Here is an 18,264-nt window from a genome sequence, read left to right on the forward strand (position 1 = left end):
CGGTCTTCCCGCCGTCAATCTTTCCCGGCATCAATCTTTCCCGGCATCAATCTTTCATAGACTGTTCGCGCAGCGAATCCGCCAGGAGGTTGAGGCCGAGCACGAACGACATCAACGCGATCGTCGGCGGCAGCGCCGGGTGGATGAAGGAGCGCAGCAGCCGGCTTGCATCCTTGATCGCCGTGCCCCAGTCCGGGCTTTCCGGCGCCAGTCCCAGCCCGAAATAGCCGAGCGTGCCGAGCAGGATCGTAGTGTAGCCGATGCGCAGGCAGGCGTCGACGATCAGCGGCCCGCGCGCATTGGGCAATATCTCCCACAGCATGATGTACCAGGGCGATTCACCGCGCGTCTGCGCCGCCGCAACATAGTCACGCGTTTTGATGTCCATGACCAGGCCGCGCACGATGCGGAACACGCCCGGGCTGGAGGCGAACACCACCGCCACGAAGATGTTGAGCTGGTTGGGATCGATGTGGATGATCTTGAACGGATCGGCATCGAAGACAAGGCCGGCATAGATCCAGCCGCCAAGTACCAACGTCAGGCCAAGCAGGATATAGAGGCGGTCGGGACGGTTCTTGTAGCGCGTCCAGAACAGCACACTGAAGAAGATGATCGGAAACAGGAAGAACAGCCCTGCCATCGCGTAGGGGATCGGCGTGTCCATGATGCCCGGCGTCACCAGTAGGTAGAACAGCAAGATCACCGGGAAGGCCAGCACAAGGTTTGCGAGGAAGGACAGCACCGTATCGATCCTGCCGCCATAATAGCCGGCCGGCAGGCCGAGCGTAATACCGACCATCAGCGCAAAACCGGTCGCCGCCGGCGCGATGATCAGCACGATCTGGCTGCCATAGACCATGCGGGAGAACACGTCGCGGGCGAGCTTGTCGCCGCCGAAATAGTATATAAGTTTCGACGCCGGCTCGATCGCGCCCGGCAGCGCGTCCTTCATGATCGGCACCTGGGCAAGCGGATCGAAGGGCGAGATGGTCGACGCGAAGATCGCCGTAAACAGCCAGAACAGGCAGATGCCGACGCCGACAATGCCGACGCCGCTGTCGAAAAGCTGGCCGTAAAGGCCTAGTTTCTTCTTGTAGCCGAAGCTCGCTCCCATCACCAGGGCAAGAGCGATCCAGACCGGCCAGAAGCGGGCAAGCACGCCGAGTACGACGTTGAGGGCGCTGAGATATTCGACCTGCATCCGCCCGGTCTCCTATTGAACTCTGATGCGCGGATTGAGGAACGCGTAGCCGACATCGGAGATGAGCTGTGTGATCAGGACGATAAACACCGAGACCAATGAGCAGCCGAGCAGAAGATCGATGTCGTTGTTCCCGGCGGCCTCGACCAGCGTGTAGCCGAAACCCTGGTAGCGGAACATCACCTCGACGATAACGACACCGGTGAGCAGCCAGGGAAACTGCAGCATGATGACTGTGAACGGTGCGATCAGCGCGTTGCGCAGAGCGTGCTTTATCACCACGCTGCCGAAGGAGAGGCCCTTCAGCCGAGCGGTTCGGATATATTGCTGTGTCATCACCTCCACCATCGAGGCGCGGGTCATGCGGGCGATGTAGCCGATGCCGTAGATCGCCAGCGTCATCACCGGCAAGGTGAAATTGTAGAAGGTGATGCCCTGGCTGGCCGAGGCCGCCGAACCGTTCAGCACGCCGAGCCAGGAGGCGAAGATCACGGTGAAGATGACGCCCGAAACGTATTCGGGCGTCGCCGTCGAGGCGATCGAAGCCACCGACAATGTACGGTCGGTGCGTGAGCCCTCGCGCATGCCGGCGAGAATGCCGATCAAAAGCGAGACCGGCACCATCACGGCCAGCACGCAGAGCATCAGGATGCCGGTGGCGCTGAGCGCCGGGAAGAGTTTCGAAGCGACCGTCGTCTTGAACTTCGTCGAGCAACCGAAATCGCCTTGCAGGATGCCGGAGAATGTCGGCACGACCGGATCGTTGCAGAAGGAGAAACGCTGTGCGGGCTTGCCGGTCGCCGGGTCGGTCACCGGCTGCTTTGGCATGATGCCCAGCCATTGGCCGTAGCGGACAAAGAAATTCTGCCGATAGCCATGGTTGACCAGCCAGGCCTCAAGCTGCTCGGCGGATGTGTGCATTTCGGTCTGGCTGATCGCCAGCTTCTTCAGATTGGGCCCGAGATTGACCAGGAAGAAGACGATCATCGTCAGGCACAGCATCGTCAATGCCATGGTGCCGAGACGCCTGATAACGAAAGAAAGCATGGCGGTCCCCTGCCGGTCGGGTTGGGGGTTGGACCGGTTTGCAAGCCGCCCTGCCACCAGCGGCAGAACAAGCCTTCAGACCAGTCCCAGATGCAATACCCTTTTTATTGCAGACCCCGGCCGAAGAGTCCGCAACTTTTTGCTGCGCCGACTTCCGGTCCATGGATCATGCAAAGAGCGACGGAAAGGGGCGAGACGCCCCTTTCCGGATCGTCCGGTCAGGCCTGCTCGAGCCAGACCTTGCCATAGTCGCGCTCGAAGGTCGGGTGCATCTTGTAGTTCTGCACCGCCTTGACCGAATGGCTGTAGAGCTTGCGCCAATAAGGCTGGATGATAATGCCGGAATCCTGCAGGATCTGCTCGATATCCTTCATCATTTCCTTGCGCTTGGCGGCGTCGGCGACTGCGAGCGCAGCATTGAGCTTGGCATCCCACTCCGGATTCGACCAGGCCGTCTCGTTCCAGGCTTCACCTGTGCGATAGCCGATCGCCAGAACCTGGACGCCGAGCGGCCGCATGTTCCAGTTGGTCATCGACAGCGGATACTTCGTCCAGTCGTTCCAGAAGGTCGAACCCGGCAGCACCGTACGCTTCACCTTGATGCCGGCGTCGCGCATCTGCGCGGCGATCGCATCGCCTGTATTCTTGTGCCAGTCCTCGTCGACCGTGATCAGCTCGTGCTCGAAATCGGCCTGGCCGGCTTCCGCCATCAGCGCCTTCGCCTTGGCCGGGTCGCGAGCAATCTTCGGCAGTTCGTAGTATTCCGGATGGATCGGGGCGACATGGTGGTTTTCGGCAACCGTGCCGGCATTGCCGTAGCCGAGCTGGAGGACGACATTGTTGTCGACCGCGAGCTGCAGGGCGTTGCGAACCTTCTGGTCGCCGTAAGGCTTGTTGGTCACATTGGTGCGGCAGACGATCGTCGAGGCGGTGACGATCTCCGACTTCACCAGGTCCATGCCGTCGAGGATCGACACATAGTCGGCCGACGTCTCGAAGTTGGTGTGCACCTCGCCTGCTTCGAAGGCGCTGACCATGGCCGCCGGATCGGTGCCGTAGTCGATGAACTCGATGCCGTCGAGGAAGACGTCACCATCCCACCATTTGTTGTCTTCGCGGCGCTTGTAGACCACTTTCTGGCCGACATCGTAGGAGACCAGCTCGAACGGCCCAGTGCCGATCGGGCAGGACTTGAAGTCGCCGCCTTTTTCATCGAACGTCTTGTGGACGATGAGGCCGGGATAGTCGCACACGTTGGGAATGAGCGCGATATCCGGCTTGCTGAGCGTCAGCTTGATCGTGTGGTCGTCGACCTTGGTCACCGCGCTCTCATCCAGCTTGTCGTCCTTGACCAGCGAACCGAGGCGACCCGGCATGGAATTGCCTTCGGCCTTCTTGTCGGCCCAACGCTTGAGGTTGAAGATGACGTCGTCTGCGGTGAACGGATCGCCGTTGTTCCAGGTGACGCCTTTGCGCACATGCAGCGTGTATTCGGTAGCGTCGTCATTCACGTCCCAGCTCTCCAGCAGATAGGGGCGGAATGTGTATTCGGTGGTATATTTGACCAGCGGCTCGAGCGCCTGGCGCTCGGCATTGGCGATTTCCGACCAGTCGGACTTGCGCGGATCCTTCGGATCCTTGATCCATTGCGCGACCTTCAACACGCCGCCTTTCTTGCCCTGGACCTCTTCCGCCTTGGCCGGCGTCGGGTCTGCAAGGCCAAGCATGCCATAGGCCATCGCCGTCGAGGCGCCGAAGACGCTGGCGAGAGCCAGAAATTCGCGACGATCCATCTTGCCTGCCTTGGCGTCTTCGGCCATGGCCAGGATGTGATCGGGAACGCGGTCGCCGTTACTCTTGTAGATCGTCATGACTAACTCCCATTGTTGGCTTTCTGCCTTTTAACATTCCGCATCCGCGCCATGATGTCAAAGACGGCACGGATTGGGAACATGCCAAGGAATGTGCAACTTTGAAAGCAGGCCGGTTCGCGCGATAGCGACAGTCTTGGCGCAAATTTGCTACTGCGCCAGGGATTTCGTCCGAAATCTCCACGGGCAATTAAACCGGGACATTCGCTGCTGCGCCGCTCGTTCTTCGGGCAACCAGTTGTTCTGCGCGAACGCCCGGTTTCAATATTCGCGTTCGTAGAAAACACCGCCTTTGGCTTCGCCGGCGTCGGTTGCCTCGCCACGCAGCTTGACGCCGCGCCCAACGTCGAGATCGACGGTTGCCTTGCCCGAGCCCGGCCTGTCGCCCTTCTGGATCGTCACGTAGGTGCGGTCGTTGAGATACTTGCCCGCCGAGACGGCGGTGCCGCCCTCTTCGTCGGTGATCACGTCGAGATCGTCGATGCCGATCGCGCTGCGCAGGTTCTGCAGCAGGGAGGTCGAGCCGCCGACGCCGGCCAGTTGTCCGGCAGCCTCGGCAAGCTGAGCGATCTGCAGCGGCGACAGGTTCGACATCGAACGGCCGAAGATCAGCTGCGCCAGCACCTCGTCCTCCGGGAGCGCCGGTACCGAGGAGAAGGTGAATTTCGGGTTGGTCGCCTCGCCCGACACCACGATGGTCACGGTGGCGCTGGTCGTCTTCGATTGCGCCGTGAGATTGAGGTAGGGCACCAGAGAGCCGGAAAAGCCGACCGTGCCTTCGGTGAAGGTCAGCCGCTTGGCAAGGATCGTCAGCCGCCCGCGCCGCAAGGTGAAGGTGCCGACCGCCTGGGGTGACGATGCCGGGCCGGTCAGCCGCAGCGACCCGCCGAATTCGGCGTCGACGCCCCTGCCCTGGATGAAGATCTGGCTCGGCGCATTGACCGTGACGTCGAGAATGAGGCCGCTGCCGCCGCCACCGCTGCTTGCAGCGGCCGGGCGCAACGCCTTGTCCTGCGCACGCACGGCGGCGGGCGCATTCTTGTGCTTGACGTTGAGCTCGGCCAGCGAGCCGGGCAGTTTTTCGGGTACGGTGATGACGGTCTTGGCCAGGTTGACGGTACCGGAAATCACCGGCGCGGAGGTGAGTGGTCCCTTGACGGTCAGGTCGCCGCCAAGATTGGCGGTGACCACCTTGCCGTCGGTATAGCGGCCGTCGACGAGCTTGATCGACAGATCGGCCGGAAAACCCTTAGCCGGATCGATGCCGACGGTGCCGCTGGCCGAAAGGCTGCCGCGCGTCGACAGCGTGCCGGTCAGTCGATTGATCCTTGCCACGCCGCCACCGACGGCGACATCGGCAGTGATGTCGTTGATCGCAAGCCCCGAACGCGCGTCGAGCAGGCGGGCGCCTGACGTGCGGACCGTGCCTGAGATCACCGGCGACGTTGCCGGGCCGCGTACCTGTATATCGACGTCGGCCGTGCCGCTCAAGGACAAGCCTTGCGCGGCGAGTGTCCTGGTGAGGAAGGCGAACGGCACCTTGCCGGAAAAGTTGAGATCAAGCGTGGGCGCGCCTGATGTCGTCATCGTGCCGCCGCCCTTGAGACCGAGGCCGGCGGCATCGCTCATGTTGGCGTCGAAGGTCAGTCTGTTGCCCGAATACGTACCTGAGGATGAAACGCCCATGGCGCCGAAGCCTGCACCGCGGGTCTGCGACGTCTGAACGCCTGCTGCATCGATCTTGAAGGCAACGGCCGGATTGGCCGGCGCACCCGTCACCTTCACCGTGCCCGAGATGGAACCGGCGGCATCGAGGCCCGGCGAAAAACTGTTGGCTATCGAGATCGGGACGCGGGCCAGCGTCGCGTTGAGGTCGAGCGCCTGCCCAGCTTTGCCCGTGACCGTCGCCGTGCCGCCGCCGAGGTTGAGCACCAGCCTGTCGAGGCTGGGCACTCCATTGGCGATGTTGATGGTCGAGGCCTGGGCGATAGCCGCCTTGATGCCGCGGATGGTCGCCTCGCCGGAGGCAAGTTCGACCGTCGTCGTGCCCTTGACCGCCTTGACCCGCCCACCGGCTTTCAGCGGAATATCCTTGACGGTGGCGCCACCGGAAAAACCGGTCCATTCGCCGTCGCGCTTCAGATCGACGTCGACGCCACGGATAACCGTGCCGCCGGAGGTCACGCTGTCGGCACGGATTTTTCCCGAGATCACTGGTGCCGCCAGATAGTTGGCGATCAGCGCATCGATGGTCACGGCCTTGGCCGAGACATCGCCGCGCGAGATCGAGCCCGTCATCGCCTTGACGGCGACCTGCGGCACGGCGCCCGACTTGGAGAAGGCGATCGTGCCGCGCACATCGCCATCGGCCTTTTCCAGTGCCAGGGCAGCAAGCGGACCGATATCGGGCAGGTCGAGTGCCACCGTGCCGACCGGGACGAAGGCATCGTCAAGCGCCAGGTCGCCGGAAATACGGTTCTTGCCCAGCGACAGCAAAAGCCCGTTGATGGCGCGTTTGCCGTCGGATGTCGCCAGCACGGCGCTGCCCTGCAGCGATTGCCCCGCGACGTTTCCGGTGAGTTGCACATTCGCAGCCGGGTTGGCGGCATCAGCCTTGCCTGTGGCAGTGAGCTTCAGGCCAGTGATCTCGCGCGCCACCACCGAAAGCCTGTCGCTGTTGACAGTCAGCGACAGATCCGGCGCGGTACTGGCGCCTTGCGCATTCAGCGCGAAAGAGATGGCGCCTTTGGCGTCCTTGGATACCAGCGAGACGTCGTCCAGCGCGCCTTTGACGTCGGCGCTGAGCTTGTTGTCGGCAAGGCTCGCCTGCCCGTCCGCGGTCAGCGCACCGGACGACAGCCTGACGGCGTTGGCGGTGACATTGCCGTTGGCGTCTCGCTTCAGCGCGGCACTGAGTTGTGTTCGCTCGGCGAGCACGCCACGTACCGCCGCCGGCATCGCCGCCGACGCGGCATCCGCCTTGAGATTTAGATCGATGGCGCCGTCGGCCAGCGAGACCCGCCCGTTGAAGCCGCTGTTCAACGCGTCGCTGGTCACGGTGCCGCTATCGATGATGACAGCGTCGGCGGCAAGGCTGCCGGCGAGTTTGGCAGTGACCTGGCCGGCGATCAGCGGTGCGACGGTCGGATTGTCGAGGCCGATTTTTTCGGCGGTCACGGTGCCGGCGATCGGCCCGGTCCGGGCTTTCACGTCGAAGCGATCGGAGTGCAGCGCCAGCGTGATGCCCTCGATCCTAGCTAGATTGGTGGCCGCCGATGGCAGCGTCGCGGAGATGTCGAGCTTCGGCTGCGTGCCCTGCCCGGCCGCCTTGAGCGATATCGCCTGCAGCTCGAGCTTGATCGGGCTTGCCTTGCTGCCAAGCGACAGCGGCAGGCTCGGACCGGTCGAGGCGAGGTCGAGCGAGAAATCGCTGGCGCCGTTCGGATTGATGGTGCCGGCTGCCTTGCCGGAGATTTTCTCGCCGGCAAGCGTCGCCTGCTCGATGGCCAGGCCGCTGACCGACGAGAAGCGGCCTGCCGCATCGAGATCGAGCGGCCCGAGCCCGGCCCGCCGGGTCTGGTTGGTTTCGGCGCCGCTGAGCCGTGCCTTAAAACGGATGTCGGGGGCAGCCGACGATCCCGTGACCTGCGCGGTGCCGCTGAGCGCGCCCACGGCATCGAGACCCGGTGAGAAATCATTGGCAAGCGCTGCCGGCACCGCCGACAAGGTGGCAGCGAGATCGAGCGTCTGGCCAGCCGTACCCGACACGGCAACCGAACCGCCGCCGACACCGAGCGCCAGGTTCTCTATGCTCACGATGCCATTGGCGATTGTCAGCGCCGACGGCTGTGCGATCGCTGCCTTGATGCCGCGGATGATTGCCTCGCCCGAGGCAAGCTCGATGCTGGTGATGCCGTTCGCGATCCTGACCCGCCCGGCCGCGCTGGCCGGAATGCCGGCGACCGTGGCGGCGCCGCTAAAGCCGGTCCAGTCGCCGTCGCGCTTCAAGTCGACATCGATGCCGCTGATCACCGTGGTTCCCGAGGTGATCGTGTCGGCCTTGACCTTGCCGGCGATCGCCGGGGCTTTGAGATAATTGGCGACCAGCGCGTTGACGGCGATTGTCTTGGCCGCCAGTTCGCCGCGCGAAATCGCGGTGCTCGTCGCATCGATCGCGACCGTCGGTGCTCCATTGTCGTTGGCGAAGCGGATCGTGCCACGCACGTCGCCGGCTAGCATTTGGCCGGCAAGTCTGGCCAGCGGGGCAATATCGGCGGCATCGAGGGCCAACGTGCCGAGCGGCAGCAGGTTGTCGTCGAGCCCGAGGTCGCCGGAGACCTTGTTGTCGGCCAGCGAGACGGCAAGTCCATTGATGGAGCGCTTGCCGTCGGTTGTGACCAGCGATGCCTTGAGGTCGAGCGGCTGGTCGTCGACCGAGCCGGTCAGCGAGACATCGGCGGCGGGACTGGCGATATCGGCCTTGCCGCGCGCGCTCAGCTTGATCTGCTTTACCGCATGGCCGGACGCCGTCAGGCTGTCGCTGCTGGCCGAAACCGAGAAGTCCGGCGCGGTGCGCGCACCGCTTGCGGTCAGCGCGAAATCGACTGCGCCGCCGACCTTCGCGCCAACCAGCGGCGACAGCACCGACACGTCGCCGACCGTTCCTTTGATATCGGCTCGGATATCGGTGCCCTGCGCGCTGGCGGTGCCGCTGGCGTTGAGCGTGCCAGAGGTGAGCTGCAATGCATTGGCGGCAAACGCACCGTCCGGGTCGCGGGTCGCGGTCGCGGAAAACTGCACGCGTTGGCCGAGAACCGAACTGACCTGCGGCGGCAGCGCCGTCGAAGCCGCGTCGGCATTCATCTTGAGCGTCATCGACAGATCGGCCAGCACCACGGTGGCCGTTACGGACGCATTGAGCGCGTCGCTGCGCAGCGTGCCTTGGTCGACGACGACCTGGTCCTTGCTGACGGAGCCGGCGAGACCGGCGCTGACCCTGCCCGTTATCAGCGGCGCCAACGTCGCAACGTCGGTGTTCAGGCCGGCCGCCGTCAGCTTGATGGTGACAGGCCCGCTACGGTTCTGGATGTCGAAACCATCCGAATGCACTTGCCCGATCAGGTCGTCCACCCGCGTGCCGCCCGCCACCACCGAGACCAGCGACGCGCCGATATCGACCATCGGCGCCTTGCCATCGCCGAAAGCGCGGGCCGTGGCGTCCTTGATCGCCACGGTTATCGGCTGCGCCTCGCTGCCGAGACTAAGCACGATCGGCGGCCCCTTTGCGGCGAGCTTAACGGAAAGATCGCTGGCACCGTTCGGATCGACAGTGCCGGCGGCCGTCGCGTGCACGGCATCGCTGTCGATATTGGCGCGCTCCACGTCGACGCCGCCGGCCGCGGTCGCTGTGCCGGCGAGGTCGAAGCTGGTCTTGCCGGCAAACAGCGGCTTCAGATTTTCGGGCAGGAAGCGCTCGAACTCGCCGTCACCCTTGGCCTCGACATAATGACCCTTGTCCGTGAGCTGATGACGACCGGTAAGCTGGGTGACGATCCGGCGATCGACGACAAAGGTCCCGATGCCATTCCAGTTGGCGAGCGGTCCGGTGCCGGAAACGACAATCTCGACCGGCGGCGCGCCCGGCAGCTTGAGCAGGTTGGCGATGATGCCGCCGGCCGGCTCGGATGCCCTCAAGTCGAGGTCGAGCTTGTTGTCGGCCGGCGCGAATTGGGCTTTGGCGTCGACCGTGCCTTGCTTGCCGTCATGGCGAACGATGTTGAGGTTGGTCTCGATCGCCAACGGCGAGGCATCCGCCTTGAGCGCTCCCTTGGCTGCGAGCTCGGCAACACCGCTGCCGGCCAGAGCCTGCCCGAGTGCGATTTCGGGAAGGTCGAGCTGCTTGACATCGATGGAAACCGGCAGCGTGGTCGCCCCGCTTTGGCGCGGCTGTGTATTGGCCACCGGCAGCCTTGCCAGCTCGATACGCTCGGCCCCAATGCGATCGGCGCTGAAGCTCTTCGACAGAAGTGCCAGCGGCGACCAATCGACGGCCACCTTGCGCGCCACCATCCAGGCGCCTTCGCGATCCTCCAGAACGACATGATCGACCCTCAGCGCGCCCGACCAGATACCGTCGATGCCGACGACAGTGACCTTGCGATCACCGGTCGAGGCCATGGTCGAGATGATGCCGGCAAGGTTTTCGCGGCCGCGCTCGGTTTTGGTCAGCACGACGAGCGCCCCCACCGCCGCTGCCACGCCGATGAGCAGCGTGTAGAAAAGGATACGAAGGATGCGCCTGAATATTGCCATCAGAATGCCTGGCCGATGCCGGCATAAATGCCGAAATGAGGATCGTCGGGGCCGCGGTTGAGCGGCACTGCCGCGTCGATGCGCAGCGGCCCGAACGCCGTCAGATAGCGCAAGCCTACACCCGCGCCGACCTTCATGTCCGAAAAATCGGGAACCTGCCTCGTCGACACCGTGCCGGCATCGACGAACGGCACGACGCCGATCTTGTCGGTGACGGCGATGCGCATCTCGACCGAGGTCTCGAAGAAGGAAAGCCCGCCGATCGGCTCTCCATTGCTGTCCTTCGGGCCGATGCCTTGATAGGCATAGCCGCGCACCGAACCGCCGCCGCCTGAGTAGAAGCGTCGATCTGCCGGAACATCTTGAAGACTGGCGCCGATGATAGAGCCGATGGCGGCACGTTCGGCGAAAACGAATTTCGAGGCCGAATCGAGCGACTGGTAGGCCGACCCCTCGCCCTTCAGCTTGACGAAGGCAGCCCCGCTCAAAATGTCGTAGCTCGGCTCGGCATAGGCCAGCACCCTGAAGCCCCGGGTCGGATTGAGCTTGCTGTCGCGATTGTCGTAGACATATTGCAGTGGAATGCTGGCGATCAGATAGGTGTGTTTGCCGAAAGCGTCGTGGATCCTCGAATAATCCAGCGCGACTTGCGCGGAAACCGTCTGCTTCTTGTCGAGTTCGTAGGATAGGCCGGTACTGCCCTTGACCGAGAAATGGTCATAGGCGTCGGGGTGCTCCAGCACAGCATTGACGCTGGCAATGAATTTCGACGCCGGCCCGACCACGCCCGGCTTTTCGAACATGACGCCGGCATTGTAATTGAGCTGGGTCAAGTCGTTGCTGCCGATGCCGCTGATCTTGCCGTCGATGCGCAGCTTTTCGGCGCGGCCAAACAGATTGCGATGCCCCCAATAGCCTTCGAGGCCCAGCCCTTCGGTGTTTGAGAAGCTGCCGCCAATGCCGAAATAGCGCGGCTTGCGTTCGCTGACCTGGACACCGATCGGGACGTTGCCCTCGGCGTCGAGGGCGTCGGCTTCCTTCACCGTCACGCTGTTGAAGACCTCGAGGCCGAGCAGCCGGTCGCGTGCATCGTCGATCTCATCGGGCGAATACTGGCGGCCACGCTTCAGGCCGGTCATATATTCGGTGAAGTCGCGGTCGACCTTTTCGGTGCCCTCGACAGTGGTGTCGCCATAGCCGGCGACCGGGCCGGCCGCGACGGTGAGCGTCACGTCGAGCGTCGAACCGGCGTGCTCCGCGACGATCTCGCGGCCCGTCACCTTGGCCAGCGGCCTGCCTTCTTGCTTGAGTGCCCGCACGATCGCCGCCTCGGCCTTGAGCACGGCGCCCGAACTGGCGTCACCGCCGGCGATCAGACCGAAATCGGCACTTGCCAGCCCCGCTGCATCGCCTTTCAGTCTGATGTTGCCAAGCGTGAATTTCGGCCCGGCCGCTATGCTTATCACCACCGGAATCGGCTGCGGGCCGGAAAACTCGGCATCGGGCGGCAGATCGTCGAGCGGCTTGCCTTGAATGGTGATGGTGACGACACCCTCGTAGCGCGCGTCCGCGTAGAGCGCGGCGACAAGTTGCTCACGGTCGCTGCGCGCCTTGGCCAAAAGACCCAGCGAACCTGATACCGGGTGTTCCTCGTCGGCTTTCAGCGCCGAGGCGTTTTCGAGCTTCTCGGCGAGATCCTTGTCGGCGTCGGGCGTCTCGATCGTCACGGCATAGCGCAGCGGGTCGACGATCTCGGCATCTTCGTCCTTCGACGATCCCCATAGCTTGATGCCGAAAATCTCGAAGGCTGCCGCATTTCCGGTCTCGACAATAAGTGCCGCCGAGCACAGCAAGGCGAAAAGCAGGGCGCGCGAAAGCGCGCGCCGTGGCGCGGTTCCTCCCGACATCTGCCTTTCATACGCCGGCATTACGCTCCTAGCCTAGCTCGCAAACCTAAAATTGGAATGAAGTTCTGAAGCACTCGTAAAGGGGCCACAATCCAATTGCTGAAATAGACAGGGCTTGGAACTCACACCTTCTGCGTCGCCGCAAGAAAGCGTGATCCCCTGTCCTATGGAGCTACTACCGGTCATCGGCCGGAAAGCAAACCGTTGGCAGGCGGATCCTGCCGCGTCCTGATGTTGACAAGCGCGACTGAAGCTTGAAGATTTCTGGACGTCAGCACTTGTCTGGAGGGGTTTATGGCAATGCGCGCGGCTCGTGGTCTATCGATTCTTTTCCTTCTCTTTTTTGCCTGGAGCGGTGTCGCGCAAGCCGCCGAAGCCCGGCGGGTGGTGACATCGGACAATTCCGACTATTTTGGTTTCGATCTCAGATCCGACCAGAATGTCAGCCTCGACCAGTGCAAGACCACCTGCCTCGGCGACCCGGCCTGCCGCGCCTTCACCTACAATCTCAAGGCCAAATGGTGCTTCCTTAAATCCGATTACAACTCGTTGAAACCCTTCAGCGGCGCCGTCGCCGGCAAGGTCGTCAACATCGATGGCGATCCCGACATCGGCGCGCCACCCGAACTGGCCTTCTTCCCGAACTGGATGGCAGACCAGGCCCAGCAATACCGCAACAAGCTCACTGGCCCGACCTACACCAAGCCGACCGAGGGGCTGACGGCGCTGAGGGCCGCCGCCGAACAGTCGGCGCTGACGGGCGATCATCGCTCGGCCATGCACAAATACGAGGCGGCGGTTTCGGTGTTGCCTGATGATGGCCAACTCTGGCTCGAGCTGGCGCGCGAAACGCTTGCCGTTCATCCGACTGCCAACAGTTCGGAGCCGTCGACGCTGCCGGCGAACGCCACTTCCGCCGCCTTCAATGCCTACAAATTGCTGCGCACCACCAAGACGCGCGCCGACGTCCTGGCGCTGCTCGGGGACGGCCTTGATCGCCGCGATCTCTACAGGCCGGCCCTGCAGGCCTACGAGGCGAGCCTCGCTCTCGTCAATTCGCCGGCAGTCAGGGCCGCCTACCAGGATCTCAAGGCCCGCAAGGGCTTCCGCGTCATCGATCATACGGTCGATGCCGACACCAGCGCGCCACGCATCTGCGCTCAGTTCTCCGAGGAGCTGGTCAAGACCGGTGTCGACTACTCGCAGTTCGTTACTGTCGACAACGCCGCTCCCAAGGGCGTCGAAGCCAAGGACAAGCAGATCTGCGTCGAAGGGCTCGAGCACGGCCAACATTATGACGTGACCTTCCGCGCCGGCCTGCCGGCCGCCATTGGCGAGGTCACCGCGGCACCGGTGGTTCTGTCGATCTACGTGCAGGACCGCGCGCCTTCGGCCCGCTTCACCGGCGACAGCTTCGTGCTGCCCGCCGGCGCACGCCGCGGCATACCGGTCGTCACGGTCAACATGAATGCCGCCGAAATGAAGCTCTTCCGCATCGGCGACCGCTCGCTGGCCCAGCTTCTGTCGGGATATCAGTTCCTGCGCCAGCTTGACGGCTACGACATTTCGAACATCTCCGAACAGATGGGCGAGCCGGTCTGGCAAGGCCAGCTCGACATCGCCAACGACCTCAACAAGGAAGTCACCACCTCCTTCCCAATCGACGAGGCGTTGCCGAAGCGCAAGCCCGGCGTCTATGTGCTGACCGCACAAGCCGTCGACGATCGCAGCGATGACTATGATTCGCACGCCACGCAATGGTTCGTCGTCTCCGATATCGGCCTGTCGACCTATACCGGACAGGATGGACTGAACGTCTTTGCGCGTTCGCTCGCAACCGCCAAGCCGATTGCCGGCGCCGAGCTGACGCTGCTGGCCAGGAACAATGAAGTCCTCGGCACCGCGACCACTGACGCGGAAGGGCGGGCGGTGTTCAATCCCGGCCTGACGCGCGGCGACAGCGGCATGGCGCCGGCCGTGCTGATGGCCAAACAGGGCGACGACGATTTCGTCTTCCTCGATATGGGCCGCGCCGGCTTCGACCTGTCCGACCGTGGCGTCGCCGGACGGCCGGCACCTGGCGCGCTCGACGTCTATGCCTGGACGGAGCGCGGCATCTACCGCGCCGGCGAAGATGTCCATGTCGCGGCGCTTGCCCGCGATAGTGCCGCCAGGGCGGTCGAGAACCTGCCGCTGACCTTCATCTTCTCGCGGCCCGACGGCGTCGAGGACCGCCGCATCGTCAGCGACGGTGCGTCGGCCGGCGGTCACGCGGTCGACCTGCCGCTGGAACCCAACGCCATGCGCGGCACCTGGACGGTGGCGATCCATACCGATCCCAAGCAGGCGGCGGTCGCCAGCCAGATGTTCCTGGTCGAGGACTTCGTACCGGACCGCATCGAGTTCGACCTGTCCTCCGACAAGCAGGAGATCGCCCAGGGCGAGACCGCCAACATTACCGTCGACGGCCGCTTTCTCTACGGCGCGCCGGCCGCGGGCCTCGCGCTCGAAGGCGAATTGACGCTGTCGACCGCCCGCGATTGGGACCGCTTCAAAGGCTATTCCTTCGGTCTGGCCGACGAACAGTCGGCTGAACCGACAGTGACGCCCTTCACCGGCCTGCCGGTGGTCGGCGAGGACGGCAAGGCGACCTTCCCGGTCTCCGTCGATCAATTGCCATCCACCACCAAGCTGGTCGATGCCAAGATCACTGTCAGGATGCGTGAAACCGGCGGCCGTGCCGTCGAGCGCTCGCTGAATATCGGCATCCGCCCGCAGGGCCACATGATCGGCATCCGCCCGGATTTCGACGGAGACGAGGTGCCGCAAGGCGGCACGGCCAAGTTCAGCCTGATCGCCGTCGACCCAGACGGCAAGCGTGAGGCGCTGAAGGGCGCACAGTGGTCGCTGGTCAAGGTCGAGCGGAGCTACCAGTGGTATCGCTCGAGCAACTCCTGGAACTATGAGCCGGTCACCTTCACCAAGGCGGTGGCCAACGGCCAGGTCGACCTGAGCGCCGATGGCGAGGCTACGGTGTCGCTGCCGGTCGACTGGGGCCGCTACCGGCTCGAGATCGAGACAGCGGATCCAGAAGGCCCGGCCACCAGCTACGAGTTCGACGCCGGCTGGTATGTCAGTTCCACCACCACCGAAACGCCCGACGGCCTCGAGATCGCCCTCGACAAGGATACCTATGCGGCGGGTGAAGTGGCCAAGCTCAAAGTGTCGCCGCACTTTGCCGGCGAGCTGCTCGTCACCATCGGCGCCGACAAGCTCCTGAAGACCGTCACCGCCAGCGTGCCGGCCGGCGGCAGCACTGTCGACATCCCAGTCGGCGACGACTGGGGTGCCGGCGCCTACGTCACGGCAACGCTATTCAGGCCGGGCGATGCGCAAGAGACACGCATGCCGGCGCGCGCCATCGGGGTCAAATGGCTGAAGCTCGATCCCGGCTCGCGGAAGCTTGCCGTCAGCTTGGCGACGCCGGACAAGACCATGCCGCGCCAGCAGCTGTCGATCCCGGTCGCCGTTGCCGGCGTGCGGCCCGGCACCAACGCCTATGTCATGGTCGCGGCCGTCGACGTCGGCATCCTCAACCTGACCAACTACAAGGTACCGGATCCGGAGAACTGGTTCTTCGGGCAGCGCATGCTTGGTCTCGAGGTTCGCGACATCTATGGCCGGCTGATCGACGGCTCGCTGGGCACAACGGGTAAGCTGCGCACCGGCGGCGACGGCGCCAACATGCAATCGCAAGGCAGTCCGCCGACCGAAAAGCTGGTCGCCTTCTTCTCCGGCCCGGTCCAGCTCGACGCCGACGGCAAGGCGCGGATCGACTTCGACATTCCGCAGTTCAACGGCACCGTGCGCGTCATGACCGTCGCCTGGACCAAGGAAGCGGTCGGCCATGCCCAGTCCGACGTCATCGTGCGTGATCCGGTGGTAATCACCGCCGGCCTGCCGCGCTTCCTGGCGCCCGGCGATTCCGCCGTCATGCGGCTCGACGTCGCCGACACCGACGGCCCCGCAGGCGACTACAAGCTGACCGTCAACACGACAGGCGACCTGTCAACCGGCAATGCCGCCTTGCCTGAAAAGCTGACGCTCGCCAAAGGCAAGCGGCAGACACTAACCGTGCCGTTGATTGCGCAGACCGCAGGCAACGCCTCGATCACCATCAGGCTTGCGCATGCCGACGGCACCGCCGTCGAGCAGACGCTCTATATGCCGGTGCGCCCGGCGCAACTGCCGGTGACCACCCGCATGGTCGTCGACCTCAAGGGCAATGGCGGCGCGCTGCGCGTCGACAAGGAACTGCTGGCGGCAAGCCTGCTCGATGGCGCTTCGGTCAGCGTCGGCGTTTCGCAGGCGGCTGCCTTCGACGTGCCGTCGCTGCTGATGACGCTCGACCGCTATCCCTATGGTTGCGCCGAACAGACCACCAGCCGCGCCATGCCGCTTCTCTACGTCAACGACATGGCTTCCGGCATCGGCATGGCCAGCGACCCCGATCTGCATGGCCGCGTCCAGGACGCCATCTACAAGGTGCTGAGCTACCAGGCATCGGCCGGCAGCTTCGGCCTGTGGGGTCCGGGTTCCGGCGATCTGTGGCTCGACGCCTATGTCACCGATTTCCTGACCCGGGCGCGCGAGCAGAAATATGACGTGCCGGCCTTGGCGATGAACCAGGCGCTGAGCAATCTGCAGAACGCGATCGGCTACGATCAGGACGTCCAGGATCGCGGCAGCGAGATCGCCTACGCGCTCTATGTGCTTGCCCGCAACAAGAAGGCCTCGGTCGGCGATCTGCGTTATTATGCCGACACCCAGCTCGAGGCCTTTACCAGCCCGATGGCTGTCGCCCAGCTGGCGGCGTCTCTCGCGCTCTACGGTGACACGCAGCGCTCGGAGGCGACCTTCCAGGCCGCGCTGCAACTGGCCAAGTCGACACCCGAATATGACTATTACCGATCCGACTATGGCTCGCCGCTGCGTGACGGCGCGGCGATCCTGGCGCTTGCCGCGGAAAGCAAGCCGGTTCCGACCATCGTGCCGGCGCTGATCCAGTTGGTGACCAGGGAACGCGCCGACGCCAGGTGGACCAGCACACAGGATGAGTCCTGGATGCTGCTGGCGGCCCGGGCGTTGAAGGCCGGCAATGATTCGATCGCGCTGACCGTCAACGGCGCACCGCATGCCGGCGGCTATTCGGACCAGATCGCCGGTGGCGACCTGGCCGACAGTCCGCTGACCATCGTTAATACCGGCAGAAATCCGCTGCAGGCGGTCGTCACCACTGTGGCCTCGCCGATCCAGCCTCTGCCGGCCGGCGGCAACGGCTTTACCATCAGCCGTACCTACTACAAGCTCGATGGCACAGAGGCCAACGTGACGGAGGTCAAGCAGAACGAACGCTATGTCGTCGTGCTCAAGGTTTACGAGCAGAACACCTGGCCTTCGCGGCTGCTGATCACCGACCTCTTGCCGGCCGGCTTCGAGATCGACAATCCGGGCCTGGTCTCCAGCGCTCAGTTGACGAACTTCTCCTGGCTGGCTCAGACCGATGCCGCCCATCTGGAATTCCGCGACGACCGTTTCGTCGCGGCGTTCAATCCCAACGACGGCGACGGCGACCGCAACATCACGCTCGCCTACGTCGTGCGCGCGGTGACGCCGGGCACCTATGCCCACCCGGCGGCAACGATCGAGGACATGTACCGGCCGCAATATTCGGCCCGCACCGCCACCGGCATGATGGAGGTCAAGGCGCCGTAAGGCAAAAAAGGCCGATAGGAATATGGCGATGGCGCTGCCCCTCATTGCCTTGCCGGGCATTTCTCCCCGTATAGAGACGGGGAGAAAGAGCCATGCGCCGAAGTTTTCGCCGAACCTTAACGCCGCAGAGAAGGCGCCAAGGGTCGCG

The 18,264-nt window shown here is 63.9% G+C and carries 6 protein-coding genes; 1 reads left to right on the forward strand and 5 read right to left on the reverse strand.

The window, feature by feature from the left end:
- Positions 1-46: 46 nt before the first annotated feature.
- The 5 genes from NKH17_RS09070 to NKH17_RS09090 form a co-directional block, all read right to left on the reverse strand.
- A complete protein-coding gene (locus tag NKH17_RS09070; protein WP_352475425.1) occupies positions 47-1,204 on the reverse strand; it encodes an ABC transporter permease in 1,158 nt (385 codons plus the stop codon).
- A gap of 12 nt (positions 1,205-1,216) precedes the next feature.
- Entirely contained in the window at positions 1,217-2,251 is a 1,035-nt protein-coding gene (locus tag NKH17_RS09075) for an ABC transporter permease (protein WP_352475426.1), read from the reverse strand.
- A 218-nt stretch (positions 2,252-2,469) separates the two neighbouring features.
- The gene (locus NKH17_RS09080) at positions 2,470-4,122 is read right to left on the reverse strand and encodes an ABC transporter substrate-binding protein (RefSeq protein ID WP_352475427.1); all 1,653 of its coding nucleotides are present in this window, start codon (positions 4,120-4,122) and stop codon (positions 2,470-2,472) included.
- A gap of 261 nt (positions 4,123-4,383) precedes the next feature.
- A complete protein-coding gene (locus NKH17_RS09085) occupies positions 4,384-10,434 on the reverse strand; it encodes a translocation/assembly module TamB domain-containing protein (protein ID WP_352970598.1) in 6,051 nt (2,016 codons plus the stop codon).
- Positions 10,434-12,362 (reverse strand): autotransporter assembly complex protein TamA, encoded by a 1,929-nt coding sequence (locus NKH17_RS09090; protein ID WP_352644813.1) that lies wholly within the window; start codon positions 12,360-12,362, stop codon positions 10,434-10,436. The genes NKH17_RS09085 and NKH17_RS09090 overlap by 1 nt, the downstream gene beginning before the upstream one ends.
- A gap of 273 nt (positions 12,363-12,635) precedes the next feature.
- Between NKH17_RS09090 and NKH17_RS09095 the strand changes: the two genes are divergently transcribed.
- Positions 12,636-18,116: an alpha-2-macroglobulin family protein gene (locus NKH17_RS09095; protein WP_352899955.1), complete on the forward strand. Its 5,481-nt coding sequence runs from the start codon at positions 12,636-12,638 to the stop codon at positions 18,114-18,116.
- The last annotated feature ends 148 nt before the right edge of the window (positions 18,117-18,264 follow it).

The organism is Mesorhizobium sp. M1334 (assembly GCF_040317995.1).
Taxonomy (GTDB): Bacteria; Pseudomonadota; Alphaproteobacteria; order Rhizobiales; family Rhizobiaceae; genus Mesorhizobium.